33 protein-coding genes are annotated in these 25845 nt (G+C 44.3%); 27 read left to right on the top strand and 6 right to left on the bottom strand.

What is annotated here, in order from left to right; translation table 11 throughout:
* Window positions 1–32 precede the first annotated feature (32 nt).
* From EJV45_RS09965 to EJV45_RS09925, 9 genes are all read left to right on the top strand, one after another.
* The gene (locus tag EJV45_RS09965; protein WP_129715528.1) at window positions 33–230 is read left to right on the top strand and encodes a hypothetical protein; all 198 of its coding nucleotides are present in this window, start codon (window positions 33–35) and stop codon (window positions 228–230) included.
* A complete protein-coding gene (locus EJV45_RS09960; RefSeq protein ID WP_129715527.1) occupies window positions 217–1209 on the top strand; it encodes a DUF932 domain-containing protein in 993 nt (330 codons plus the stop codon). Before EJV45_RS09965 ends, EJV45_RS09960 begins: the two co-directional genes overlap by 14 nt.
* 400 nt (window positions 1210–1609) lie before the next feature.
* A complete protein-coding gene (locus tag EJV45_RS09955; protein WP_129715526.1) occupies window positions 1610–2191 on the top strand; it encodes a helix-turn-helix domain-containing protein in 582 nt (193 codons plus the stop codon).
* Between the two features lie 83 nt (window positions 2192–2274).
* Window positions 2275–2460: a hypothetical protein gene (locus tag EJV45_RS09950; RefSeq protein ID WP_205942361.1), complete on the top strand. Its 186-nt coding sequence runs from the start codon at window positions 2275–2277 to the stop codon at window positions 2458–2460.
* Window positions 2461–2588: 128 nt separating this feature from the next.
* A complete protein-coding gene (locus tag EJV45_RS09945) occupies window positions 2589–4178 on the top strand; it encodes a mechanosensitive ion channel family protein (RefSeq protein ID WP_240755247.1) in 1590 nt (529 codons plus the stop codon).
* 105 nt (window positions 4179–4283) lie between these two features.
* A complete protein-coding gene (locus tag EJV45_RS09940; RefSeq protein ID WP_129715524.1) occupies window positions 4284–5126 on the top strand; it encodes a hypothetical protein in 843 nt (280 codons plus the stop codon).
* A gap of 382 nt (window positions 5127–5508) precedes the next feature.
* Window positions 5509–5922, top strand: a complete 414-nt coding sequence (locus EJV45_RS09935; protein WP_129715523.1) for a hypothetical protein — start codon at window positions 5509–5511, stop codon at window positions 5920–5922.
* A gap of 37 nt (window positions 5923–5959) precedes the next feature.
* On the top strand, window positions 5960–6655 hold the full coding sequence (locus tag EJV45_RS09930) for an SOS response-associated peptidase (protein WP_255466206.1): 696 nt from the start codon (window positions 5960–5962) through the stop codon (window positions 6653–6655).
* A 91-nt stretch (window positions 6656–6746) separates the two neighbouring features.
* Complete coding sequence (locus EJV45_RS09925) at window positions 6747–6965, top strand: hypothetical protein (protein ID WP_129715521.1); 219 nt, start codon at window positions 6747–6749, stop codon at window positions 6963–6965.
* Here EJV45_RS09925 and EJV45_RS09920 read toward each other — a convergent pair.
* Both EJV45_RS09920 and EJV45_RS09915 read right to left on the bottom strand, forming a co-directional pair.
* The gene (locus EJV45_RS09920; protein ID WP_129715520.1) at window positions 6962–7306 is read right to left on the bottom strand and encodes a hypothetical protein; all 345 of its coding nucleotides are present in this window, start codon (window positions 7304–7306) and stop codon (window positions 6962–6964) included. The two genes, EJV45_RS09925 and EJV45_RS09920, sit on opposite strands and share 4 nt — an antisense overlap.
* 130 nt (window positions 7307–7436) lie before the next feature.
* Window positions 7437–7643: a hypothetical protein gene (locus tag EJV45_RS09915; RefSeq protein WP_129715519.1), complete on the bottom strand. Its 207-nt coding sequence runs from the start codon at window positions 7641–7643 to the stop codon at window positions 7437–7439.
* A gap of 18 nt (window positions 7644–7661) precedes the next feature.
* Here EJV45_RS09915 and EJV45_RS09910 point away from each other — a divergent pair, with 18 nt between their 5' ends.
* Entirely contained in the window at window positions 7662–8594 is a 933-nt protein-coding gene (locus EJV45_RS09910; RefSeq protein ID WP_205942360.1) for a DUF72 domain-containing protein, read from the top strand.
* Between the two features lie 140 nt (window positions 8595–8734).
* Here the strand turns inward: EJV45_RS09910 and EJV45_RS09905 are convergent, their stop codons facing one another.
* From EJV45_RS09905 to EJV45_RS09890, 4 genes are all read right to left on the bottom strand, one after another.
* Window positions 8735–9052 (bottom strand): hypothetical protein, encoded by a 318-nt coding sequence (locus EJV45_RS09905; RefSeq protein WP_129715517.1) that lies wholly within the window; start codon window positions 9050–9052, stop codon window positions 8735–8737.
* Window positions 9053–9152: 100 nt separating this feature from the next.
* Window positions 9153–9593, bottom strand: coding sequence for a MauE/DoxX family redox-associated membrane protein (locus EJV45_RS09900; protein WP_129715516.1), 441 nt, complete (start codon window positions 9591–9593; stop codon window positions 9153–9155).
* Window positions 9594–9868: 275 nt separating this feature from the next.
* On the bottom strand, window positions 9869–10447 hold the full coding sequence (locus EJV45_RS09895) for a Crp/Fnr family transcriptional regulator (RefSeq protein WP_129715515.1): 579 nt from the start codon (window positions 10445–10447) through the stop codon (window positions 9869–9871).
* A gap of 76 nt (window positions 10448–10523) precedes the next feature.
* Complete coding sequence (locus EJV45_RS09890; RefSeq protein ID WP_129715514.1) at window positions 10524–10928, bottom strand: hypothetical protein; 405 nt, start codon at window positions 10926–10928, stop codon at window positions 10524–10526.
* Between the two features lie 210 nt (window positions 10929–11138).
* On the opposite strand from EJV45_RS09890, the gene EJV45_RS09885 reads away from it, so the two are divergent.
* The 17 genes from EJV45_RS09885 (at window position 11139) to EJV45_RS09800 (ending at window position 25778) form a co-directional block, all read left to right on the top strand.
* Complete coding sequence (locus EJV45_RS09885) at window positions 11139–12059, top strand: LytTR family transcriptional regulator DNA-binding domain-containing protein (protein WP_129715513.1); 921 nt, start codon at window positions 11139–11141, stop codon at window positions 12057–12059.
* A 129-nt stretch (window positions 12060–12188) separates the two neighbouring features.
* Complete coding sequence (locus EJV45_RS09880; RefSeq protein WP_129715512.1) at window positions 12189–12458, top strand: AlpA family transcriptional regulator; 270 nt, start codon at window positions 12189–12191, stop codon at window positions 12456–12458.
* Between the two features lie 132 nt (window positions 12459–12590).
* Window positions 12591–13418 (top strand): RteC domain-containing protein, encoded by an 828-nt coding sequence (locus EJV45_RS09875; protein WP_165305027.1) that lies wholly within the window; start codon window positions 12591–12593, stop codon window positions 13416–13418.
* 91 nt (window positions 13419–13509) lie between these two features.
* Complete coding sequence (locus tag EJV45_RS09870; protein ID WP_129715510.1) at window positions 13510–14034, top strand: hypothetical protein; 525 nt, start codon at window positions 13510–13512, stop codon at window positions 14032–14034.
* Window positions 14035–14075: 41 nt separating this feature from the next.
* Entirely contained in the window at window positions 14076–14342 is a 267-nt protein-coding gene (locus EJV45_RS09865; RefSeq protein WP_240755246.1) for a DUF4134 domain-containing protein, read from the top strand.
* Window positions 14288–14674 carry a DUF4133 domain-containing protein gene (locus EJV45_RS19740; protein WP_129715508.1) on the top strand — a complete coding sequence of 129 codons (387 nt, stop codon included), beginning with the start codon at window positions 14288–14290 and terminating at the stop codon, window positions 14672–14674. Before EJV45_RS09865 ends, EJV45_RS19740 begins: the two co-directional genes overlap by 55 nt.
* A complete protein-coding gene (locus EJV45_RS09855) occupies window positions 14671–17151 on the top strand; it encodes a TraG family conjugative transposon ATPase (protein ID WP_129715507.1) in 2481 nt (826 codons plus the stop codon). The genes EJV45_RS19740 and EJV45_RS09855 overlap by 4 nt, the downstream gene beginning before the upstream one ends.
* A 130-nt stretch (window positions 17152–17281) precedes the next feature.
* A complete protein-coding gene (locus EJV45_RS09850) occupies window positions 17282–17962 on the top strand; it encodes a conjugal transfer protein TraI (protein ID WP_129715506.1) in 681 nt (226 codons plus the stop codon).
* Window positions 17949–18590 (top strand): hypothetical protein, encoded by a 642-nt coding sequence (locus tag EJV45_RS09845; protein WP_129715505.1) that lies wholly within the window; start codon window positions 17949–17951, stop codon window positions 18588–18590. The genes EJV45_RS09850 and EJV45_RS09845 overlap by 14 nt, the downstream gene beginning before the upstream one ends.
* Window positions 18583–19221: a TerB family tellurite resistance protein gene (locus tag EJV45_RS09840; RefSeq protein ID WP_129715504.1), complete on the top strand. Its 639-nt coding sequence runs from the start codon at window positions 18583–18585 to the stop codon at window positions 19219–19221. Before EJV45_RS09845 ends, EJV45_RS09840 begins: the two co-directional genes overlap by 8 nt.
* Complete coding sequence (gene traJ / locus EJV45_RS09835; protein ID WP_129715503.1) at window positions 19211–20410, top strand: conjugative transposon protein TraJ; 1200 nt, start codon at window positions 19211–19213, stop codon at window positions 20408–20410. The genes EJV45_RS09840 and traJ overlap by 11 nt, the downstream gene beginning before the upstream one ends.
* A 9-nt stretch (window positions 20411–20419) precedes the next feature.
* Window positions 20420–21058 carry a conjugative transposon protein TraK gene (gene traK, locus EJV45_RS09830; protein ID WP_129715502.1) on the top strand — a complete coding sequence of 213 codons (639 nt, stop codon included), beginning with the start codon at window positions 20420–20422 and terminating at the stop codon, window positions 21056–21058.
* 199 nt (window positions 21059–21257) lie between these two features.
* Window positions 21258–22313 carry a conjugative transposon protein TraM gene (gene traM / locus EJV45_RS09820; protein ID WP_129715500.1) on the top strand — a complete coding sequence of 352 codons (1056 nt, stop codon included), beginning with the start codon at window positions 21258–21260 and terminating at the stop codon, window positions 22311–22313.
* Between the two features lie 37 nt (window positions 22314–22350).
* On the top strand, window positions 22351–23340 hold the full coding sequence (locus tag EJV45_RS09815; RefSeq protein WP_129715499.1) for a hypothetical protein: 990 nt from the start codon (window positions 22351–22353) through the stop codon (window positions 23338–23340).
* A gap of 45 nt (window positions 23341–23385) precedes the next feature.
* Window positions 23386–23568 (top strand): histone H1, encoded by a 183-nt coding sequence (locus EJV45_RS09810; protein WP_129715498.1) that lies wholly within the window; start codon window positions 23386–23388, stop codon window positions 23566–23568.
* Window positions 23569–23866: 298 nt separating this feature from the next.
* Complete coding sequence (locus EJV45_RS09805) at window positions 23867–25324, top strand: hypothetical protein (protein ID WP_129715497.1); 1458 nt, start codon at window positions 23867–23869, stop codon at window positions 25322–25324.
* Window positions 25317–25778 carry a GtrA family protein gene (locus tag EJV45_RS09800; RefSeq protein ID WP_129715496.1) on the top strand — a complete coding sequence of 154 codons (462 nt, stop codon included), beginning with the start codon at window positions 25317–25319 and terminating at the stop codon, window positions 25776–25778. Before EJV45_RS09805 ends, EJV45_RS09800 begins: the two co-directional genes overlap by 8 nt.
* Window positions 25779–25845: the final 67 nt, after the last annotated feature.

Below are 25845 nucleotides of genomic sequence, written 5' to 3'. Positions count from 1 at the left end.
GGTATAGCACTTGGAAAATCAAATCAATCAACATGAAATATCAAACAATTTATATTATGGTTCGCGTAGCAGTGCACGCCGACTATATCCACATCGCGGAGGCCGTACATGAGCTGGAGACGCAGTCTAAGCTGAGTCTGACCGACACGGCTAACATCAATATTTTAGAAACAGAGATTTTGCTCTCGAGGGTACGTAACACTAAAAATATCAATCATGGAAAACATTAAAGAAAAAATATGGAAGGTCATTGGACAAGACATCGACCCAAATGCCACCAGCGCGGAAGCAATCAAACAGGCAGGCCTTGATTTTCAGGTCAGCAAATGCCCAAACATACACGTCTTGCCAAGTGGCAGAGAAATCACTTCCGGGAACTCCTTTTTTACTTTTCGGACAGATACCGAGGCGATTTTAGGAAGTAAGATAGGTAAGGATTATCAGATATTACAGAACACCGATGCCTTTGCATTTTTCGATAACATTGTCGGCGGCCCGGGCGGCATACAATATGAAACCGCCGGCGCTTTAGGTTATGGCGAAACCATTTTTATTACAGTAAAACTGTCCAGCTACATCCGGGTGGGTAGAGACGATTTGATCGATGAGTACCTGTTTTTGACCTCTACACATGACGGATCAGGCAGTATAACCATTGCCTTTACGCCGGTGAGAATCTGGTGCGCCAATACGTTGACTGCCGCATTGAAAAATTGCAGCAATCAAATCAAGATACGCCATACGGCCAGTGCATCAGAAAAATTGAAGAGTGCGCATCACATGTTGGGACTGTCCGAGCAGTTAAGCACTGATCTAGAGGATACCTTTAACCACTGGTCAAGGGTGCGCATATCTGATCCTGAAGTTAAAAAGCTAATTCAATTGGCGATGATGCCCAACAAGGAAAGCTATGAAAAGTTGAAGTTTGGCAGGGAAAGCGAATTATCCACCTACTATACGAACATCGTAGACAACGCTTTTGATTACGCGATGACTGCCGAGAGTCAGCAGGGAGCAACGACAAAAGGCACGTTGTTCGGTGCCTACAACGCCGTGACCGGTTATTACCAAAACGTGCGAAACTTTAAAGATGATGACAGTAAATTTAAGGCAATTATGCATGGGACTGCCCTTGAACGCTCGCAGGTTGCTTTTAACCTCTGCGCAGATTTCGCAACCCATGGCAGCAGCATATTGAGGCTTAACTAGCTCGGTGGTTTGATCAGATGTCCACAATCGCCTGGAAAAGGGATTGTGGATTTTTTTTGGCCCCTTGCGGGGCAAATGTGCCCTAACTGAGTACTGACTACACGCAGATCAAGCGATTGCTTTTGTGGAGGATGGCGAGAAATGAGATCTAATTAGCCTAAATATTGCAAATAATCTGCGTTTGTTTAAAGCTGAAAATGATTCCTGTGAGCCAGGTTGTAATGCCTGCCTTGATCTAACTAGCCGCTGCTATCCGGCATTCTTGACATAATAGGGGGAATCATAGCCCGGTGAGCTAAGCAAAATCAACGAAATAAACTTTCCCTGTTTACAAATACTTAACTTTGCGACGTTAAGTTTAAAAAATTAGCTAGGTTAGTGGCTCTAAGAAACACGTTCCATGAAAGAAGATATTTTAGTTCAGATTAGTAATAAGATAAAGCAGAAAAGAAGAGAAAGAAATATCACGATTCAAGAACTTGCCGATCGAGCAGGCGTCAGCAAAGGACTAGTCTCTCAAATCGAAAATTCCAGAACCGTTCCCTCGTTGATGGTTTTAATTGATATCGTCAGGGGGCTGGACATAGACCTGAATGTGTTCTTTAAAGATCTACATACAGCCAGATCAAGACAGGTTGTCCTGATAAAACGCGCATCAGAGTATGAGGATTTCGAAAAAGAAGACGCAAAAGGTTTTCTTTATCAACGTATTTTCACACAAAGCATTGGAAAAGGAACCATAGACATTGTGCTGCTTCGCCTGGAGCCGGCAGCTCAACGACCGATTGTCGTAACACAAGCATACGAATATAATTATATCATCAGTGGACAGGTTTCTTACAGAATTGGTGAAGAAGTTATCAACCTTGAGGAAGGAGACTCCATGCTTTTTGACGGCCGCCTTCCCCACACCCCGACAAATGCAGGCCAGACAATCGCTGAGATGCTGGTTATCTATTTTTTCGAATCCCAGGACGCTTAACAAAAATTTAATCTCGTCTACGGTAAAAATATGGTAAACAAAGTTTAGTTTTGCTAAACATTGTTTACCTTATTTTATATCGAATGAGCATAAATTATAAAATGGTTGTCTTTGACATGGCCGGTACCACCGTGAACGAAGACAACCTGGTCTACAAAACCCTCAAAGAAGAAATTAATGCTGCGGGCTTCACGTTGACACTCGATCAAGTTCTGGCGCATGGTGCAGGCAAAGAAACCGTAAATTCGAAAATATTTGGGGAAAGGTAGGATATTACAGGCCATTTAGAGAAATAATCGCCCAAGCTCTGGCAAAGGGTGAACTTACACTTGCCTTCTACTGGGAAAATAATCTAGGAAAATTTATTATCCTTATTTTATTATCGGCAACATCTTTTTTGTATCTCAGATCGCTAAAAAAGATTTACAAAGAAGGTAAACTTCTGTCCGCCCGCTTCGAGGGACAGCTCGTTCTTAAGTATCCATGGGCATCCGCACTGCTGATCACCATCAGCCTGTTTCAGTTCATCTTTTTTTCTCCGCCCTTTATCCTGAACGTGATTTTCTGGAGTATAGGTTGCTTGATGCTAACCTTGATGTTCAAAAACTATGTCGACTCATACTGGATGCGGGTATGGCTACTTATGGTATTATTCTTTGAGCTAGCTGCCTTTGACAACTTGATCTTGCAGGCTTCCAGAACAGAGAGGTGGTTTATGCTTGCTTTGTCACTTTTGGGCATTTTAGCCGGAGTTGTCGTGCTGCTGAATGGGCAAAGAGAAAAGTTGAGAGAAAAGCTTATTCTGGGTGCTATTGGCTTTATGAGTGTTTTGGAAATAGGGTCAGTAGTAGCAAATGTTAACGGAAGATATAATATGGCCAAGTCGCTGCTGATGGGCGGATATTTGAATGTTGTAGTTGCCATTTTATTTCTCTGGACGGTCCGTATCATAAATGAAGGTTTAATCTTGGCTTTTGATGTGTATACAGAACAGCGTCCAAAGCTGTTTTACTTAAACTTCGACAAAGTCGGAGGGAAGGTTCCGGTAGTATTTTATGTGCTGCTGGTTGTTGGATGGGCCGTGCTGTTCGGTCGCAATTTCCCTGGATTTGAATACATATCAGGCCCGTTGCGTGAATTTTTCGGCAGGGAACGTACTTTAGGCGATTACACGTTCAACATTGAAAGTTTATTGATGTTTGTTGTGATTATGGGCGCAGCGGTAGTCATTTCCAAAATTGTTTCATTTTTCGCCTCTGACAAACACCTTACTCCCAATAGAGACGGCGCACACCATAGCAAAGGGATAGGGAGTTGGCTGCTTTTGGTCCGGATCACCATTTTGTGCCTAGGAATGTTTTTGGCCGTTGCAGCCGCAGGAATACCCATGGATAGAATCACGATTGTAATTGGTGCGCTGGGCCTAGGAATAGGCCTTGGACTACAGACACTGGTGAACAATTTAGTCAGCGGTTTGATTATTGCCTTTGAAAAACCCGTCAATGTTGGGGATATAGTGGATATAGATGGAAAGGCCGGGACGATGAAATCGATCGGATTCCGCAGCAGCGTAATTTCCACTTGGGACGGAGCGGATGTCGTTATGCCCAATGGAGACCTGCTCAATTCCCACCTTGCCAACTGGTCATTGGGAGGCGGGCGTAAGCGGACATCAATTGAGATTGGCGTTGGCTACGATACTGACCTAAACAGTACTCGGAATTTGCTTGCGGGCATATTAGATGCGGACGAAAGGGTTTTAAAAACCCCTGCCCCAGTGATACAGTACGAAGAGTTTAAAGACAGTGCGATTAATCTTAGGCTATTTTTTTGGACAAAAAGCCTGCGCGATTCAGGCGCGGTAAAAAGTGATTTAATCATTACAATCAATTCAGCGTTTAAAACAGCAAATATCATGATACCGTTCAATCAGTATGATGTCCACATCATTAATGGAGACAAACACGCCAATCAAACAACGCGTTAATCAATATCTGAATTTCACGAAAACCAATTTTTGGTTTGATAATCGAACTAGGAATTATCTAACACTTAATATCCATATATTCAAATTCTATTTAAATCAGAACTCATGAAAACACTAGTTACGTTACTCTTGCTATCTATTGTCGCGGTGTCGACGCATGCGCAAACTGGAAAAAAGGATGTCATTCAAAAAGTTAACGGTGAACAAATGGAAGGTAAATTAATTAAGATTACCGATAGTGAAGTCACCTTCGTATTTGCTGGCGAAACGGCAGAATATGTTGTCAAAAAATCAGAGATCGCGAAAATTTCGCATGCCAGCGGGCGTGTGGAGACGTTTGCTCAGCAAGGACATCCAGCTCAGCAACGCCAAAACGATCAGGTTACCATGACTGCCTCGCCGGCAGATCACCACAACAAAATCGCAATTTTGCCCTTCACTTATCTGATGGATAACCAGAAGGGCGCTGATGCAATCGGGTTAAAGGCGCAGGAAGATACCTTCGGATTCTTATCCAAGAATGCTGCGGCATACACCATCCAGGATCCAAGAACAACGAATGCTATGCTAGCCAAGGGTGGAGTCACGAGAGAGAAAATGATGAATTTTACGATGAAAGAAATAGGTGACATTCTCGGTGTGGAATATATTATCGATGGAACGGTCACCCAGAATAAAGGTTATCAAACCAGTTCAACAACTAATACCTCCGACACAAAAGTTAAGCGCGAAGGGGACAAAGACCTGAAAGGAATTTCTTCGTATGGTTCAAGCAATAGCTACGCTGCTCAAAGATACGATGTGTCGGTAAGTCTGCACATTTATATGGACAACAACGCCAGTATCTATAATCAGACTCATAAAGCGTTTCTTTCTAGTACCGATGGATCGTACACCGGTCCTCTGGAATATTTGTTAAAGAGGTGTCCTCTTTATAGAAAACAATAGTAAACCTCCCTAAAGTAGATACCCTGCGGTCGATCGGCGAAATTTAGCGGAATTAAAGTGCTTCCAATTGCAAAACATTATGCTATGATATACAAATTTTTTGGTTTAAATGCTGTAACTATGAATTTCCACAATCGCCTTTGAAGGCGATTGACTCCTTTTTCCCCTGGCGAGGCAAAGTGTGGCATTACAAAGTTCGGCCCGTAAGGTCATGTTCTGTCATGGGCTTTTAACCGGTGGTTACGCTGAACGTTCTGAGGTTGAAGTTAAAGATTCTGCTTGTTCAATTATCCTGCAACATGTTCATTGACGTAATCCCGCTACGATAATGTTGATAAGATGGCTTGATTGATTGCTAAAAATATTAGCATATTTGTTCGCTATGATTGAACGAAGGATGGGAAAATTTCATGAGGCATTGGGAACGTATATTCGGAGCGCGGTTGCATTAAACCCACGGTTATCCAAAGCGGTGAGCGACTATCATCGGTTATTTGAAATTTGTGCCACTGAGATTCGCGTGAACTGCAGGGCATTTTACGAAAACTACCGGGCGACACATATCAACACAAACCTGCGGTCTTGGGCCCAGGGGTTTGCCAAATGGCTAACCAGCCAACTGATCGATTTTCAGCTTAGGGTCGGATTTGATACCAACATTTACACAATCATTGTATACAACAGGTCCGATCAGGTGATGATTCCTTTGGAAGTTACCCTCAGGCCAGAGCACCGGGCTGCCTTCAGGGTCTACGCAGACCAGGTTGGCATTCCAATTCCAAAGCGCGTAGAATAACCCTTGCACATCTTCTATTCATTTGCGATCTTTCGTGATGTGTTATCACGCGCAGCAGAAATCCGCCTTGAAGAAACTTCAAAATGAAGTTCGCCGGGGAATCGTCAGTCCTGAAGAGTACAGGTCGTACTTTCACGCCAATGGTTTTGATGCCCCGAAAATGGCAACAGTAGCCAATATCGGTGGAGTTGATGCCATTCACATGATCAGATGGGGATACAATGACAACCTGGGATACAATACATTAAACGCCAGGTCAGAAGACGTTTTTGAAAAGCGAAGTTTTAAACAGGCTATTTTTGAGGGCCGATGTATTGTTCCTTTGACTGGATTTTTTGAGCCGCACGAGCATCTGAAAAAAAAGTTTCCCTACTTTGTAAAACCTGTCAACACTGACTTCTTTATGGTCGGCGGTATTTTTAGAGCATATGATTCCGGCGAATTTGGACTTAGTATATTGACGACTGCGCCAAACCCCTTAATGGCCAGGGTACATAACCAGGCCCAGCGGATGCCGTTGATTTTGCCCTATGAGCGGATGGAAGACTGGTTAACCCCAAAGTTGGATAAAGAACAAATTAGAAAGCTGATGGTGCCACTTCCGGAGGAATTTATGACCGCTCATCCGGTCCGCAAGGAGGTTTTGAACAATCACGTCAATACCGATGTTGAAGATGTTGATGAGCCGGTGGCCTATCAGGAACTAAATGCGCAGCAAACAAGTTTGTTTTAAGCAGAACCGGGCTTTCCGGCAGATGATTATACGAACTGGTTTTGGGTTCCGACTGTGCGGTTACCTGAACTAGGCATAAAATATAGCGATCATGCACGAAGACATTGTATATAATTTTTTTATTAACGGACGCAAGGTGAATGTCCGGGCACCCGATAAAGATTACCGGGTATTTATCGATGGACATTATGCAGGAATGATATCGCCAGTTTTCTCCGAAGAAGGTGAATTAAAATGGGCCGTTGTCGATCTGATCAGCGAGGAGTGGGCGGAAAAGGTTGGGGAGGCAATTGAAAGAGCTGATTGCTAGCGACGCATATTGTTAAATTGTTCCAGCGTTACGTACTCGCCCGGAAAGAACTGAACCTTTAAATCATTGCCTGTTGGATTGATTGTTTTATGAGGCCCCCAATGGAATCTGCCCGGCTTGGTTGAGAAGATAAATCTGATTCTGCAAGGGATCTCTATCGTATCAGGCAGCGGAGCGAGGAAATCATAGAAAGCGTTCGCGTGTTCCTGCGGATCCTGATCCTTTGGGATCTGAACATACACATCTTTTCTGCCAAACTCGAAGTCTGGATAAAAGGTGTAGTCATCTCTTACCGCCACTATATTATTGATCACCTCATTTACGTACGCTGGCATTTCCATTTGGCCAATTTACGAAAAGAAAGCCGCTTTTTTCAAAGCGGCCCCGGCATTTGACTGCCTATGTTGTCCCATAGGTAATACTACGTAGTCCGCCAAAAACCGGCACCGGCTGGAGCCGGTATTTTTACTGTCAATTGGAGGATTCGATGTAGTAACGCAGCTTTTCCAGCCGTTCAATCAGCGGGCCGGATAATTTCCAGTTGTCGCCGGCTGCTTCGATACTCATTAGATGTACCTTTACAAATTCAGGCACGTTACTAATGCTTAAGTGAGGGCCAAGCCTAACCGGTCCCTGGGGCAGGGTTGCTGTTTGAAAGTAATCTACTATATCATGCATGTTGTAAAATTAGACTTTTTGAAAAACTTTGCAGAGAACAACTCGTCTAGTCGGTTTGATCATGTTGATTTTACCTTGCTTGCAGATGGCAAAAGTGTTTTGCCTGGGCAGGGGAAAGGAATGAAGACATATTTTGGTTTGGGCTTTTGGTCTCATGATTTTAAAAGAGTGGGCCTCATTCCTCCCGAAGCAAATCCGGCCCAGTCGATGAAGTACTATCCGAATCATTTCAATTACTGGAACCTGAGATCCACATTCTTAAATTTCCCTTCTGAAGTTCAGGTTACCACCTGGTTCAATCAACTTTCCGAGCATGCAGCGCCGGACTTCTTGTGCACGCCGGTCGTGTCAAGCGAAATTACCCATCGAACAAAACTTTGGAGCCTTGCTGGGCAACTTCGAGAATACTTCAGCCATATTCGCTTGCTCAAGCAATACCTCGGGCCCGTCTGCTTGCAAATTAGTCCTAAGATCTCGCCTGACAACCTGGATGAAATCTTATCCATTCTCACTCTCATTCCACAGGATATCAAATGTTTTATAGAATTAAGAAACTTGGAATGGTTTCGTGAACCGGCGCAGGAGAAGATTCACGAGGTTTTCAAAGAAAAGAATATTGCTCTAATCATGAGCGATACGGCTGAAAATAGAGAGTTACTTCACATGGGCCATACTACCAGAGAAACAATGATTCGTTTCTTTGCAACCGGACACCAGCAAACTGACCAGGTGCGGTTAAAGCAGTGGGCGGTTCGATTGAAAGACTGGAAAGCAAAGGGGCTTGAGCAGTTGTATTTCAGCGTGGAGTGTCCCAAAGATATTACTGGGCTGAAAGTTGCCAGATTTACTGTAGAAGAATTTAACAGGGTATTTGACGCTGGGCTAAAGCCGCTTGTTTTATCGCCGGAGCTACCAAAGCCTGACGAAGATGATCGCTGGGTGTATCTTTAGGTTTACCGCATCATTGCGAATCCAGAATTATTAGGCTGCTCATCCAGGCCAATCAAATCTCCAAATACAGTTTTGCGATTGTATTAAAAGATAGCAACCGGATCGAGACGCGTTGTCCCGATTCGGTCGATTTCGCCCAGTTAAGGCATTTGGCGGTAATAAGCCTCGTCGGAAAGCGTCTCCGGGTCATCTTTTACTGCAGCATTAGGTTGCGGAGTCGGACCCGACAGATCCACTTTATCGGCGGAAAGTCCAATGGTACACAACTGCTGACCGGAAGGCTGGTCACAGTTTGATGGAATCTGGTTTTCATCGATATGAGTGTAATTGGTTCCATCGAATGTAAACCAATAATCCACAGCGGTTGAGGGTTTAAAGGCGCTTTGTGTAAAAATTAAAGCGATTGCCAGCACTGCAGCTCCTGCAGTTAGTTGGACGGATTTTAAGAATGATTTCATGACTTTATTTTTTTGCTTTCTACCAGCTCCTACAGCCTGGCCGGTAAAATGGATGAGATGATGTTGCGCCCAGGTAGGCTGCTTGTCCTGGATTTTTTGTTTACGTGTCTTGCTGCCTCCTTCCCTTATTAATCCATATTCCTAGCGCGCAGATCGACATGCAAGCTAGATTGAAGAGTAAATGTGTGTTCCAGTTGAGCTGCTTTAATACCCCACCGCAGCTGCAAGGGCGAGCCTCTTCGGCCTTGAACAGGATGAAAAGGATATAGGCAGTAAATAGCGATAAGAAAATCATTGAGACGCGAAAGCCGAGCATTTTTGTCGCGGGAATGAGCAGCAGGAGAGCTGCAGAGATTTCAGCAGGGATTAATGCGCCATACAAAATTGTTTTTGCCATGTCAGGCATCGCCTGTCCGGATAAGCTTCGCTTGAATTCCTCTAGATCGCTCAATTTGCTTCCAGCGGTATACAGCCAAAGGAAGACGAGTAGCGCACAAGAAATTTGCACGAGCGCAGGCCTGACTTGATCTGGTATTTTCATTGGAAATGATTTATACCCAAAATTACCATAGCCAGCAGTCGACTATTGGTTCAGATAAACACAGTTATACTTCCCGCGGTATTCACAGAGTGATATAAAAGCACTAGAAGCTGTAAAGTTGCTGCCGTGCGAAGAGGTCACAGCCTCCATGTAGCGAAGATTTCTTTGCGTTCGTTTTTGTTTCAGCACGCTGGCCTTGGCGGAGTTCGCTAATAGATAAAAAGTTCCGTAGACAAGTCTCTAAAATATCTTGAGGGGCGTCGTAAAGAATGAGATTATTGACCGTAACGCAGATGCCGGATGGCACTGAATGACATGCCTAAAAACGATGCAATGTCTTTCAAACTGATCGACTGAAACAGTTGGGGCCGATGAGAGATTAAGTAGTGATACCGCTCTTTAATTTTGCGGTGCTGCACCTGATCTAAATGATTGGTAAGCGAGCTGCAGATTGACTCCATAATCAACTGGCTTAAGGTATGGTATTCAGGAAACAGTCTGCTCAAGTACTGAATATGGACAAAAGAGAGGCTTAACAGCGTAGACTGCTGGTTAAGCACGATAGGCAAGGTAGCGTGCTGGCCGCTAAAAACGCCTTCGAAAGGCATAATAAGTTCTTTAGCTTCATAGACCCAGACGGTATTTTCTTGTAAGGCCTCATCATCCCATCGGATAACCCGAGCGCTTCCTGAAGCAAGAAACCACATCTTATTTATGAGCTCACCTTGAGAGAGTAACAGGTGATGTTTGGGTAGAACAATTTCATTGACAGAGGCAGCAAGATAGTCGGCTAGCGAAGTTGAAACAGGCTGATAGCTGCTCAGCAAATCAATGAAGGATTGAAAAGCTTTCATAGGGATGTTCTTATTTAAAAAATATCCTGCCAGCCCCGGCATAATCGATCATTGCATATAGCCGGCAGGATGGAATTTATCCAGCTGGCGGATAACTGATTGTAAACATCAAGGACTGGGTTTCTCTGAAGCCGTCCTTTTGTGAATAGTAACCGGCCTGCCGAATACTGAGTTCGATAAGTTTTCCTCGATCGTCCTCACCTGGAAGCTCCTGTGCAGTTCGATCGTGGATATTCAGGTTGATTGGTTGACGACTTAAAACAAACGTACTTGTTTGATCGGCGGCTAAGGAGATAAACTCATCATCAATGGTAGAGAGGTAATCCGATTGCCTTTCGCTGAAGGCGAAATTGTCGGCTAGCCATTGTTTGAAATTGGTGGTAATCTTTGCTGCCTCGGCGCTGAGCTGGGCATCCGACCAGGAATAGATCGTCTCAAGCAGGTCGCGAAGACCCGCTTCATTGAAGGGATATAATGACATAATAAGTGGGTTAATGGGCCGCTTGATTGCGAGCTTACTTAAATTTAGGCACTTGCAAGCTGGCTTTTTATCTGCCGGGCGATTGAAATTCCTGAGCGGCCCTATTTATTGATTTATCAGACCATATTTCTCTTGAGTCGCCTTCTTTACCGAGTTACGAACCATATAATCAGTCATAATACGTTATTACCAAAAAAATAAATCATCCCTATGTCAAGTCTTAAAACTTCAGCGCCGAAGCCTCGGCGTGAATATCTTCCAGGTTACGCGAAGGTATTTATGGCTATAGCAGCTGCACATTTCATCATTGCCGGCCAACAAACAAAGCCGCTTTGGCGGCTCATCACGCAGCGTAATTACTATGTTGCTCTAGTTTTTAGTTTTGTGATCGCATTGCTGCTTATTGAACTCGTCGAACAAATCACAAAATTTCTGGATAAGAAATTACCATGGCAGCAATATCCCTGGATGCGGTTTGCCGCGCAGTTCATCTTCGCGTTTGTAGGCGTATTGTATTTGGATGTGGCGCTGGTTAAAGGATTCTTTTATCTGTTTGATGCTGATTTTGAGAAAAGTAACTTCATGATTTATGAGTTTGTGCTCATCAAATGGATGCTGGCTACACTGAACTTTATCTATTGGGTCATGTACCGCTCCCCGGGCTTATTCAAATTCCCGATCTCTAAAACCTTAGGCGAGGCGGATCATGATACGAGGGACGCGGCAGATGATTATTCGCTGCGGTCTATAAAAAATCTTCTAAATGGAAAAATCGGTACCCGTAACGTTAGCGTAGATAGCACGACGCTTGCAGGACTGATCTGCAAATCCGGTGGCGGCTTTATGGTTGGTAAAGACGGTAAACAATATCGAATGTCTTACAAGACTGAGGAACTCAGTGATTTGCTGCCCGGCGATGAGTTTGTGCAGACCAATCGTGGCGTATTTATCAACCTGGCAATCATTGAAGGGCACCGCCGGAACCATAAGGAGGGATTTTTAATCTTTAAAAGCGAGTTTAACCTGATGTTACCTCGGTCGGTTAGCCGTGACCGGTATAGAAAATTCAAACTCGCTTTTGATTCATTCCTGACCCAGGAAGATAAACCTGACCGGGCTTCCCCGGAATGATGGAGGCATGCAGTAGCGTTTTTTTAATTTGACCCCGTTTAGGTATATTAGTACATCGATCATTGTCATCCGGCAGTCCGTTCAATTAGACCGAGATAATCGGCCTGGTCAAATATTGCTATTACCGGTATGAAAAAGATCGACATTCTTTTGGAGACTATCCAACAAATTTATCATCTCCTGCTTTCCCAGCAATCAAACTCCACATTGCAAACCAGCCAAGAATCCCCTATGACCCGCCAACAGGTAAAGGACTTTTTGGGAATTAGCGAAAGCACTTATAAACGAAAAGTAAAAGAAGGCACCCTTAAGCCAATCAAGCTCCCTGGGGGCGATCGGTTTTATAAATCCGAACTGATATCTCAATACAAAGAAAGCCAAAGACGGGGTAGAACTTAGATCAAATTGGCTCTTGTTAGCTTAATATGGATCAATTCAGGCCAAAATGCTTTTTCGCTAGAACTGTTTTTAAAGTTTGTTTCACGGGCTTGCCCCGAGGATGCTTCAAAATCAGACAGTATGGAACATAGTATGATAGCCGATCTGGATCGGCTCGATGCGCAGATAAGTGCATTGGACTTAACCGCAGACGTAGCCAGCTTAAAACAGGCGCTCGAACTGGTAGATGCGCAGCTCGGCCACTTGTCCCGCCAGGCAGCCGAATTTGCTCGGCGGGAGGAAGAAATTCAATTTTTTAAAGTGACTCGGCCCAGGGTATTTCGATGGCGGATTTATTTGCTGGAACGGCTGCAGCTGGAAGCTTGTCAGTCCCCTGCTGGAAAGGAAGGTGAGATCGCGTTCCTTGAATTTCAGCGGTCCTATCTCAAAAGGTTTTTCATCATGAATGGCTACCATTATCGGTATTATAAGTTCCAAAGCGATGAGCTTGATGAAAAGTACTTCTTGTCCACATCGGTAAGTGAGGTAACTAACCTGGCAGAATTGCCGGCAGTTGATTTTAAGGCCTCCCGCCCGATGGAATATCTGTTTGCCAAATTCCAGGCCTACGAGTTGCTGGACAGCTACCTTGAAAAACGCATCAACGAACTTCGCTCACCACATCAGCACAGTCGCAACGGCCATCAAATGAAGTGGACAGGGGAAGGAGTGAATCTTGCCGAACTTGCCTACGGACTGCAGCTTTCCGGACAAATTAACAATGGCTCAATTGGTATTCATGAACTTTTCAGGGTGCTCAATGAAGTTTTTCAGATTGATCTTGGCATACCTAAAAGAAGATTTGATGACTTGTATGGAAGGAAACGTTTGTCTAAAACGCACTTCCTGGACAAAATGCGTTCACTGCTACTTAAAAAAATAGAAGATCAGGACGCTTATTCTCCAGGGCGAACTGAATAATAAAACCAAACATTTCCAAGCTCTGAAACCAGGCCTTGAAGAAACTAGATTTTTGTTCAATCAGCCATGTGGCTGAGAAAATTTCGATGTTATGTTAAATCAATTTTCATGGCTGCAGTTTTTCTTGTGCGCCCTGGCAGGCGGACTCCTTTGGCAACTGCTCATTTTTGTTGTCTATTTCAAAGGCAATTTTCCTCTTTACCGCTCGGTGGTTTTGTTTCAAAATTCTGCTAAAGAAAAATTGAGGCCCGCCGATCATCGACCGCCACGGCCTGATTCCGGGCCACAAAACTCAGCACCCGAAGTGATGGGGGGTAGCCGTCCTTCCCCGGGTCTTTCCAGGCTTTCTTTGAGTGAAGTTTCGTTTTCTTTGCCCCAAGGAAAACAAGATCAGCAAGGATTGATTCCTGATTTGTTACAGGAGATTAAAAAAGTCTTCAAGACTTTAAGTAACCAGGACGGTACCAAAAGCGATTTCTTAAAAGCAATGGAACAGGCTGCTGCAGAATTTCCCGGTATGGCCTCCCATCCGCAAATTTCTTCAGTGAACGCTTTTTTAATAGAACATGCGCCATTTCTTCTCTCAAGCCAGGAAGTGGAGGGCATATGGGAATAGCAAAGATATTTCGATTGAAGTTCCTGGTCGTCTTTACCGGAATGCTATCCTGTTTGAAATCGGCGACGGCACAGGACGGGAATGCCGGCATTCAGGAAGCTACCAATAAAGTTAAGGGGTATTTTGATACGGGCTGCGACCTGATGTATGCAATAGGGGCTGTAGTGGGCATCATTGGCGCTATCAAAGTGTTCAACAAGTGGAACGGGGGGGAGCCGGATACCAATAAAGTGGCTGCGGCGTGGTTTGGCTCATGCGTGTTTTTGGTTGTGGTAGCAACGGTTTTGAAGTCTTTTTTTGGCATTTGAAGATGGCTAGCGTGTACCAAATCAATCATGGGGTATCCAGGCCCATTGTAGTCAAAGGACTCAAGGGCTATTACGTCGGCATTTTAGCCGTGGGTTTATTGGTGTTGCTATTACTGTTCGTCTCGCTTTACTTGCTAGATGTGCCGCTAGGTATGCTTTTCCCCATGATCGTCGCCTTAACAATGGCACTCATTTACCTGTGCCGCTTCTTGTCGCAAAAATTTGGACCGCAAGGATTAATGAAATTTCTGGCCAGAGGCAATCTGCCCAAAGCAATCACGCTCTCTTCCAGACAAACTTTTCTTTCACTAAGTAAACGCCGCGCGATATGAAACTAGAGGATATATTACCGATTTATCAAATTCAGAACAATACATTATTATCCCGCTCGGGTGAAGTAACGCTGGCATATTCGTTCACCCTGCCGGAGCTATTTTCCATGTCGGCTGCAGAGTACGAGACGATCCATGAGACCTTTGTCAAGTCGATTGCCCTGTTGCCTATTGGTTCGGTTTTTCATAAGCAAGACTGGTTTATAAAAGATCAGGTAAAAGCTAGCGCGGAGGAAGACTCATTTCTTTCTAAATCCTCGATGCGGCATTTTTCCGGACGCAGTTTTCTCGCTCATGAATGCATGGTTTTTCTTACGCTGCGGCCAAACTCAAACAGGTTGTCAAGCTCATCTTATTCTAATATCCTAAGGAAATCCTTATCACCGATTTCAGGCGCTGGTGCAGGGCAGGTTCAGGATTTCTTAGATAAGGCCGGACAGGTTCGTCGCCTAATCAATCAAAGCGGACTTATCAAAATGGATCCGATCTCTGAAGAGACCTTATTAGGCAATGCAAATAAGGCGGGGCTTCTTGAACGGTATTTATTGCTTTTGGCTAAAAATGAGCCCGCCATCTTGCGGGATATTGATTTTTCTTCGGGCATCCGCGTGGGGGAAAAACAACTGCAGCTTTTTAGTTTGTCCCAGGAAGAAGAGCTGCCCGCGTTTTGTGGTCCCCGTATCAACTACGACCGGTATTCAATTGATCAAAGTAAATTCAGCGTAGGCTTTGCCAGCCCGCTTGCCTTACTACTGGACTGCAATCATTTGTACAATCAGTATGTGTTTATCCAAGATCGCGATCAAATCCTGCGCAGGCTTGAAGCAAGAAAGCTTCGCATGCAATCGCTGTCTGCTTACTCCAGGGAAAATGCAATAGCTAGAGATGCGATCAATGAATACTTAAACCAAGCCGTTGCACTCAACAGACTGCCCGTCAAAGCGCATTTTAATGTGTTGACCTGGGCGGAAAGTGATGCAGAGGCAAAACATGTTCGTAACCTGGTTACCTCGGCCATGTCAAAGATGAGCAGCCAGGGGAAACTGGAAAGCTGGGGCGCACCGCAGATTTGGTTTGCCGGGCTTCCGGGCAACGAGGGAGACTTTCCAATGAACGACACCTTTCTGACTTTCCCGGAGCAAGCGATATGCTTTTTTGCCATCGAATCGATGGCTCAAAGCTCTTCTTCAGCCATTGGAATCAAGCTGGGCGAACGGCTTAGCGGACGTCCGCTGCAAGTGGACCTATCGGATGAACCCATGCAACGCGGGATCATAACCAACCGAAATAAATTCATTCTTGGACCCTCCGGCAGTGGGAAATCATTTTTCACCAATCACATGGTTCGCAGTTATTATCAGCAGGGTACCCATATCGTCCTTGTTGATGTAGGCCACAGCTATCGCGGCCTTTGTTCACTGCTGGAGGGTTATTATTTTTCTTATCAGGAGCATGCTCCCATTTCATTCAATCCATTTTACTTGCCCCCCGGCGAACAGCCCGATACCGAAAAAAAAGAAAGTTTAAAGGCGATGCTCCTGGCGCTTTGGAAAAAAGATGATGAGCCCTTCAAACGTTCAGAATATGTTGCGCTCTCTGGCGCCTTGAGCCTTTACTATGAATATTTAGCCGTTCGCTCTGATGTTTTCCCCTGCTTTGATTCTTTCTATGAATTCATTACCGATCAATATGCTTCTGTGATGGCTGCCAGCAAAGTAAAAGAAAGCGATTTTGATCTTGCTAATTTTACCTATGTCCTGCGGCCTTTTTACCGGGGCGGGGAATTTGATTACCTGCTTAATGCAACCAGCCAGCTTGACCTGTTGGAGCAGCGTCTGATCGTGTTTGAACTTGATGCGATCAAAGATCATCCTGTACTTTTTCCGGCAGTTACGCTGATGATCATGGAAGTATTTATTTCCAAAATGAGAAAGCTCAAAGGTCAGCGTAAAATGATCTTGATCGAAGAGTGCTGGAAAGCGATCGCCAGGGAGGGCATGGCTGAATACATTAAGTACCTGTTTAAAACCGTTCGTAAGTTTTTTGGCGAGGCAATCGTAGTTACCCAGGAGATCGAAGACATTATCTCTTCCCCCATTGTCAAACAAGCGATCATCAACAACTCAGACTGCAAAATTTTGCTTGATCAGCGTAAATACCAGAACAAGTTCGATGACATCCAACAGTTGCTTGGCCTAACTGAAAAGGAGCGCACTCAAATTCTTTCGATGAACCGGGCCAATGATCCCTCGCTTCGCTATAAAGAGGTATTTATTTCCCTGGGTAGTCAGCAGTCTGCTGTTTACCGAACCGAAGTGTCTTTAGAAGAATACCTGACCTACACGACAGAAGAAAAAGAAAAGGCCCGCGTAGAGGAGTATGCTACCCGCTACGGATCAATGCAGACTGGCATAGCCGTGTTGGCTAGAGAAATTCGCGAGCAGGATAACAAGTCTGCTTCCTTTAGCTCAGCATAATCTGAAGCGCAAGTGCTGCGCACGATAACCAGCAGTATTAATTACACATAAAGAAACGACAATGAAAAATAACCGATCCGCGGATGGCAGGGCAACGCTTTGCCTATTGACAACAAAAATCAAGAAAATCATGAAACAGTATATGGTCATTCTGCCCTTGAGCACCCTTACCTTGAGTGTGGCGCTGCCGGCAGACGCTAATGCTCAGATAGCGGTGGTAGAAGTTATCAAAGCAGGCGTAAAAAAAGTCATCAAGGCTGTCGATTTGAAAGTACAGCGCTTGCAAAATAAAACCCTTTGGCTCCAAAACGCCCAAAAGGTACTAGAAACGCAGCTTTCTAAGCTCAAATTGAAAGAAATCGCAGACTGGACGGAAAAGCAGCGAACGCTTTATAGCGAATACTATGAGGAGTTATGGAAAGTGAAGTCGATGATCAGCTACTATTCGCGGGTAAAAGAGCTCACAGAAAGACAAATCTCTCTGGTTGATGAATACCAGTGGGCCTGGGGTCTGATTAAAAAAGACAAGAATTTCTCAGCAAATGAGCTTCTTGCCATGCAGCAAGTCTATTCGGGAATTCTTGAACGCAGTATCCAGAATTTGGATGAGGTCCTTTTAGTTGTATCAAGTTTTAAAACCCAGATGAGCGATGCCGAACGGCTTGAAGTTATCTTTCGCGCTGCTGAAGCAATTCAGGAGAATCTTTCTGATCTCAAGCAACTCAATCGGGCAAACGCACAGGTTAGTCTGGCAAGAGCCAAATCATTGGAAGAAGTAACCAAACTTAAAGAGTTGTATGGCCTGCTTTAGTTTCATCATTCGGGTGGTTTTGCTCCCTTTAGTTATAGTCGGGTTTTCTACAGGGAGACTCAGCGCGCAAACCTGGCAAGAATGGTTTGCGCAAAAAAAGACCCAGCGTAAATATTTGTTGGAGCAGCTCCTTTCGCTCAAGACCTATGCAATTGCTGCCAAACGCGGTTATAATTTCGCTCGGGATGGCTGGCATTTAGCCGGAGATCTTTCTAAGGGAGAATTTACAGCGCACCAACGTTATTTCTCCTCGCTAAACAGCCCGCCAGGTTGGCTATCCAGTTTGCCTCAAGTGCAAGCCATTCGCGCGAGAGCCGCTTCTGTCCGTAATTACCTTGGTGAGTTGAAGAAGCTATTTTCATTAGCGAAAATAGTGGAGCAATTGCAGCCCAGCATCAGGCACATTGAAGCAGAACTTCTCCAGGAAGAAAGGGAACTTAATAGCTTGCTTAGCAACCAAATTCGCATCAATGAAGCTGCCAGGCTAGCCAGGTTAGCCAAGCTAGAGCAATCTTCAATCCAGCGCTGGGCATTTACTTTGGAACTGCTCAGATCGGCATCCGAGCTTGCAGCGCGGCAAAGTAAAGAGGTAAATGAACTAATGCGAGTAGGAGGTTGGCATGAGTAACTACATCGTTATAGCCCTAATGAGTTTGGCGATGACCATTTCGAGCGCAAGCGCCCAGTCGGCCGAGGCTGAGCAGTTGCTTTTAAACGTCGAAAAGCTCTCGCAACTCAAGTCGATTTTGAAAGATATGAAGGCCGGTTACCAGGTGCTTTCCAAAGGGTATTCTACGGTTAGAAATATCTCCCGGGGAAATTTTTCTCTTCACCAAGCTTTTCTTGGTGACTTGCTGCGCGTAAGTCCTGCGGTAAAGAAATACCACAAGGTTGCCGAGATCTTAACGCTTCAAATTTCTTTGAGCGCGAAGGTAAATGAGCTCAGGCGGCAAGTCGAGCGATCAGGCAAATTTTCAACTTCTGAGCTTCGGTATTTTAGCCAGGTATGCGCTTCAATGCTAAGCTCATCATTAGCTAATCTTGATGAGCTGCTTATGGTCCTAAGCTCATCTTCGCTGCGAATGAATGACAGCGAGCGGTTGTCATCAATTGACAGACTATCCAAACAGGCCACAGAGCTTGAACTCTTCTTCCGCTATTTCTCAGCCGAGGCAGCAAGCCTTGCGCGCAAGCGCAAAAAAGAGCAGGGAGATCTATCCATTCAGCAACAACTAAACAGTAACAGGCATGAAAACTAAATTCAACCTTTGCACCACGCTTGCGATCTCAGCTTTGTTGCTGGCTCCCAGGCAAGTTCAGGCACGTGAAATTTCGGACACCATTCGCGGCATGCAGCCTGTGCTGGATGAGGTTTATAATCAAATGTTACCACTTTCTTCCAGGCTGACTGGAGTAGCGAGAGGTCTGGCAGGATTTGGCGCGCTGTGGTATATAGCCAGCAGGGTTTGGCGGCAGATTGCTTCGGCAGAACCTATAGATGTGTATCCACTCTTGAGGCCATTTGCCCTTGGGTTATGCGTCCTTGCCTTTCCTGCAGTCATCGCCGTGCTGAATGGCGTGCTGCAACCGACCGTCTCAGCTACCAACGCGATGGTTGAAGATAGCCAGGTAGCCATTGAAAGGTTGCTGAAGGCAAAACAAGAAGCAGTTAAGAAAAGTAAGTATTACCAGATGTATGAAGGCATCGACGGTCAGGGCGATAGTGACAAATGGTACCGCTATAAGTTTCCCGCCGATCCGGATAGAAAAAAGGAAAACTTACTGGAAAACTGGGGGCATGAAATGCAGTTTTGGATGGAAAAGCAAAGTTATGCCTTCCGCAATTCGATTAAAAATTGGTTAAGTCAGGTCTTGGAAGTGCTCTATGCTGCTGCCTCGTTATGCATCAATACCCTACGTACTTTCTTTTTGATAGTCCTTGCAATTTTAGGTCCACTGGTGTTTGGATTTGCGGTCTTTGACGGCTTCCAGCAGACCTTAACAGTTTGGCTGGCGCGGTACATCAATATATTTTTGTGGCTTCCTGTAGCTAATATTTTTGGAAGCATCCTGGGGAAAATACAGGAAAACATGCTCAAAATCGACTTATCGCAGATCGATAGTCATGGCGATACCTTCTTTTCTGCAACCGACACAGGCTATTTGGTATTTCTAATTATTGGCATTGTCGGCTATTTCTCAGTGCCGAATGTAGCAAACTATATCGTGCATGCTGGGGGCGGAAATGTGATGCTGCAAAAAATCAATTCCCTTAGTTCTTCTACCGCAACTAGCGGGGCGGCAGCGTTAGCATCTGGAGTAGGGATGGCTGGGGATATACTCGGCGACAGCGTCCGCCGGGCGAATCATGGCCATGTTGGAGATAGCTCTGGGGACTATTTTCCAGATAACCAGCGGCAAAAAAATAAGATATCCGGAGACGCTTAATCCCAGGACATGTTCGATCAATTAAAAAATATAGACACGGCCTTTAGCCATGTCAAGCGGTTAACCATCGCAATCCTGCTGTTTTGCTTAATCACTTCTGTTTCGGCGCTTGTGGTGGCATTTCTGCTCATTAAAGATGCGCAGAGGAGAATTTATGTCCTTTCCAGCGGAAGAGCGATTGAAGCTTTGAGCTCAACAAAGCGGGAAAACCTGCAAGTGGAAGCTAGTGACCACGTCAGGCGGTTCCATGAGCTGTTTTTTTCTCTGGATCCTGACGATAAACTCATCCGCGCTAATGTTTCCCAAGCGCTTGCATTATCAGATGAATCGGCCCGCCAGGAATATGAAAATCTTAAAGAGCAAGGCTATTACGCAAACATCATTTCAGCAAACATTTCTCAGCGTGTCGTTATCGATAGCATCCAGATTGATACCCATTCAGAGCCATTTTCTTTTATGTTTTACGGCCGGCAGTTGCTCAAACGCTCCTCCTCGCAACTAGAGCGCAGCCTGCTCACCAGAGGCTCACTGCGCCAGGTAGCCCGCTCGGAAAGCAATCCACATGGATTTCTAATCCAGCAGTGGCAAATCCATGAAAACAAGGATTTATCTAATCGAATCAGTGATGAAACCATCAAGCAAAAATGAACATCTGCCTGCAAACCTTGCCCAGCAGATTCAGGCGCTCAAAATGAAAGTAGTAACCATGGAAAAGCAACTGGCTGCTGTGATCAACCGGTCAATGACCAGGCGTTCCGGGCCAGTTGTAGCGACAGCATTTGGCTTAGCTGGCCTGCTATGGGCAGTTTACTGTCTACACCTTATCCTCGATTTTAATTTATAGAATATGGAAACATCAATGGAACTTAAACAGTCAAATTCGACAAACTCGGCTTCTGAGCAAAGGCGCAAACTTATTTTCTTGATTTACCTGCCGGTGCTAATTATGCCATTTTTAGCGCTCGGCTTCTACGCTTTGGGCGGCGGCACGGGGCCTGCAACTCCCTCGTCAACAAGTTTAAACCTAAAGCTCCCAGAGCCAGCCTTTCCGAAGGATTCGGCAAAGAATAAACTTGAGTTTTATGAGCGGGATGGTAATCAGAGCGGTGATCATGACTCCACCGACCTATTTACGATGGCTGAAAAGTTTGGCTTTTCCGGAGCTCGACCGGAGGATCAAACCCTAAAAATCCACTCCCGCATCGATCAGATTAACCGTGAGATCGCAAGCGCCCAGCAACTGCCACCGAATTTGGCTGCGCAGAATCTGCCAACCAGTGAATCTTCAGGGTCTAAACGGCTTGAGCAGCTGGTAAACGAAACCAATGAGTCTAAGGCGGATCCTGAAATTAGCCAGCTTGACCAGCTCATGGATAAAATCCTTGAACTGCAAAATCCGCGCAGACCTGCCGCAACAGCGGAACGTTCCGCGCCTGTAGAGAATCTCTTTGCCGCCATTCCTGCTCAGATTACTTCAAAACAACTAGTCCGCCCGGGAGGAACAGTGGAACTGACTCTTTCAGATACCATTCGTGCCAAGGACATCCTTATCCCTAAGGGACACCTGGTCTACTCCACTGCCGCTTTGAGCAATCAGCGAATGCATTTAAAGATAAAGACTGTTAGAATGGGAAACTCCATTATTCCCGTTGACTGGACTGTGTATGGCATGGATGGAATCGAGGGGATATTGACTCCTGAGGCAATAGTAGGGGAGCAAGCATCTCTGGGAGCCGAAGACGCCTTGCGGGCGATCCAGTTTTCTCCGATTGAATCTTCAATTGCCACCGAACTCGCTGGTGCGGGAATCGATGCGGCCAGGAGCCTGGCTTCTAAGAAAATCCGACAGCAAAAGATCCGGCTTAAGGCGGGAATAAAGGTGCTGCTTCGCGTTGATAAATAGTCCAATTACATTATTCGTCAATTAATTTTCAAAAATTATGAATTTAAACAACCTTGAAAGCCTTCGGCAGGAAATGAATATCCTTGGGTTTTCAGATGAACTCGCTAAGAAAATGGAGCAATTCATGCGCGAAGATCATCCAAATTTTGTGCTCCATGACAAACGCGAGGGACTGCGGGGCCAGGCCGAAATGAATATATATTTCAAGCAATCCGGTCAATCTGATTACTATTACCTAAACAAGTTTGAGGTGACCATGAATGAAGGTACGCGACTTGAAAACAACCAGCGGTATATGGTCGTCACCCCGGCTGAAAAAAGGGGAGAGCCCAATCAGATGCGCGTATATACTTCGGTGAGTGAAGCAATAGAAAATTTCCGCCTAAGAAAAACAAACGCCGAGCTTTTGAAGGGAAATCCCGAAAAGCCAGATACGCGGGAGCTACTAGCAGGGATGGAAAATGGAAAGATCAACTATGTGGCAAAAGACTTTGTGCGAACCTTTAGAAATCCGCCTACGCCTCAGACTTTTTGGCTGGATAGGGGCAAGGGGTTCACGGCATCACAAGCTGTCAATTTAATGGAAGGCCGGGCAGTCTACCGCGCTGATCTTTTAAATGTGGCAGGCGAACCTTACAAAGCCTGGACAAGACTTGATTTAGAAGGACCGAAAGATCGATTTAAAAATTTTGCGATCAATCAGTATCATGATCCGGCTTATGGTTTCGACTTGAAGCAAGTGCTCGAACGGTTTAACATAAAAGAGTTGGACGATCCGAAATTGTATGGAAAGATAGAGGCCTCTTTAAAAAATGGAGACCGGGCAACCGTTAGCGTAGAAAGAGATGGTGAGCGAGAGGTGCTAAAGATTGAGGCCGTGCCGCGGTATTCGCAGGTCAACTTTTATTCCCTGGACGGGAAACCTCAAAAGAGAGAGCAGTTTTTGAAATCTGAAATCAACAATTCACAGAAAAAACAAGCAGGCAAAGATCATATACAGCAAAGGCAAGTTAGCAGAGGCCTTTAATGCATTTTGTGATGCAGAATCCTATTAATAATTTAAATATAAATCATGGAGAAGTTCGAAAAATTAAGGCAGGCAGTCTCTGCCATTGAGACTGACGCAAGAAAGTTTTATGACATGCAAAATTCAGCAGCCGGTACCAGGCTGCGTAAAGCCATGTTGGAAATCAGAACGCTTGCGAAAAATATAAGAATGGAAGTGACCGAAATAAAAAATAGTGAGCAGCGCTAAATGGACAAACTCAATGTTAAACCGGGTCCCTTGGTCTCCGGTTTAACATATTACGTTTGGGGTATTCCTCATTGTTTAGCCCGGTAGGAAAGTGCATTTGAGGCGTTTAGAATAGTCTGTCTTAGCAAGCAGCTAATGCGTATAACTGTCGAGCCATCGATAATAGAAACTTCCAATCAACTTGCAACGGAATACATTGTTATGACAAAATGGCAACTTGCTTAGCTGATCGCCGAAGGCAAATTATCACGAAGTAGTCCTAAAAAATTTCTATATTTAGCAACTTCATTTAGTCCCTATGGCTAGACAAACGCTCATCATTGTTGCTGCCTCAGTGTATTTTTTGGCAGCAATCTTTAATACTGGTTTTTATCATCCAGATGAACATTTTCAGTTGATTGAGTTTGCTGAATATTTGTCTGGGCACACATCGTCTATCGATTTGGCATGGGAATTTGATGCAGCAATTCGCCCCGCGCTACAACCTGTTGTAATCAAATTACTATTCGACTGTTGTAGGTGGCTTTCTATTTCCGATCCCTATGTTCTTGCGTTAATGTTAAGGGTTGTTTCGGCTGGATCCGCTGTAGCTGTATTGACATATTATGTAGCAAGAACAGAACATTTGGTGCCTCCCAATCAGTTAATTTATTATCGAATCTTCTCATACTTCCTTTGGTTTTTACCCTTTGTTAACGTACGATTTTCATCAGAATCTGCCTCTGGTATGCTTTTAACTTTAGCGGTGGCGTTTTGTTTTTCTTCTCATAAGTTGAAGTTTGCCTTCATTGGTCTTTGTTTGGGGCTAGCCTTTTCTGTAAGATACCAATCTGCCATTATAGCTATCGGTTTGTTAATTTGGTTAATCGCCCAGAAACGTATAGACAAAAGTGGATTTGCGTACCTGGCTTCTGGAGGATTGTTTGTAATTATTTTCACCCTGTTTATCGACTGGTTTTTCTATGGACAGATTGTTCTGCCGTATCTCAACTATTTCACTACAAATGTCATTGAGAATGTGGCTTCGAGTTTCGGTACTTCTCCATGGTCTTACTATTTTGTTGAGTCATACAAATCTCTCACCCCTATCGTGTCTGTACCTATTTTTGTGGCATTGGGCTTCCTTTTGCTTAGACCTCAACATGTGCAATTTTGGATAATCCTCCCTTTTTTGGTGATTCACATGATCACACCGCATAAAGAATTGCGATTTCTGTTTCCATTAGTAAATTTCATTCCGCTTTTATTGATGACACAACTGAATGATATTGCGACCAGAATTTCGAGCCTGTCAAAAATCACTATAAACATACTTCCTTGTTTAACGGTGTTGATTATAGTAAATGTTTCGATTATGGTCGGCTCGATTTTCTTTCCCGCGGATGGGATTGGAAGAAACAACATAACAAACTATATTCACACTAAGTTCGGATCGGAAAAAGTAAATCTTTGGATCAAGGGAAATAAAAATCCGTATGAGCCTATTGCAGTAAAACAGAATTTTTATCTTGATCAGAATGTTCAGTTCCACCTCCTAGACACTGTAAAAAAAATTCACCTTAACTCCAATTGTAAGAATTTCGTAGTGGGTTTCGAAAATGGCATCAAACAGTTTCAAGGTGAAAATCCCGAATATAAGGTCAAAGAAGTAATTTCCGGTGTACCTAATGGTTTATTAATGAGTCGCCGATTTCTGGGATTGTCCAGCTCAACTATGGTCTTATGTGAAATATCGAAAGTTATCGGGCATGAGTAAACTTGACCGATTTTATCATTTTTGTCATACACTTCTTAGATATATTATAGTTGGGAGCTCTGGCGTACTGATTGATTTTAGCTGTACATGGCTGCTAAAAACCGTGTTTGATTCACCTGCATTGATTGCCAGCGGTTTGGGGTTTATTATCGCGGCAGTCACAAATTTTTTTGTCAATTCGAAATGGACGTTTCAGGAAAAAGCTATATCAAGAGGTAAATTTTACGCTTTCTTTCTGATTTCGTTGAGTGGCTTGTTGCTAAGCAGTGGAACTATTCTGTTATTGTTAGCTGTTTTACCTTTCGACCTCTATATTTGTAAGCTAATTACTTTAGTTGTAGTGTTTTTATGGAATTTTAGTGCAAATTATTTGATAACTTTTAAAAGAAATCAGCGAATTGCAGAATTCGCTACAGCATCATCGAAGCAACAAAACTACCGAATAGATATATAGCGATTTCTTCCTTACAAAGTTCGTGAAAAACATAATCAAAAATTACGAAAATACTAACAGTTTATAG

The organism is Pedobacter sp. SYP-B3415 (assembly GCF_004138205.1).
GTDB lineage: Bacteria > Bacteroidota > Bacteroidia > Sphingobacteriales > Sphingobacteriaceae > Pedobacter.
This window is presented reverse-complemented; position numbering and strand designations above follow the sequence as displayed.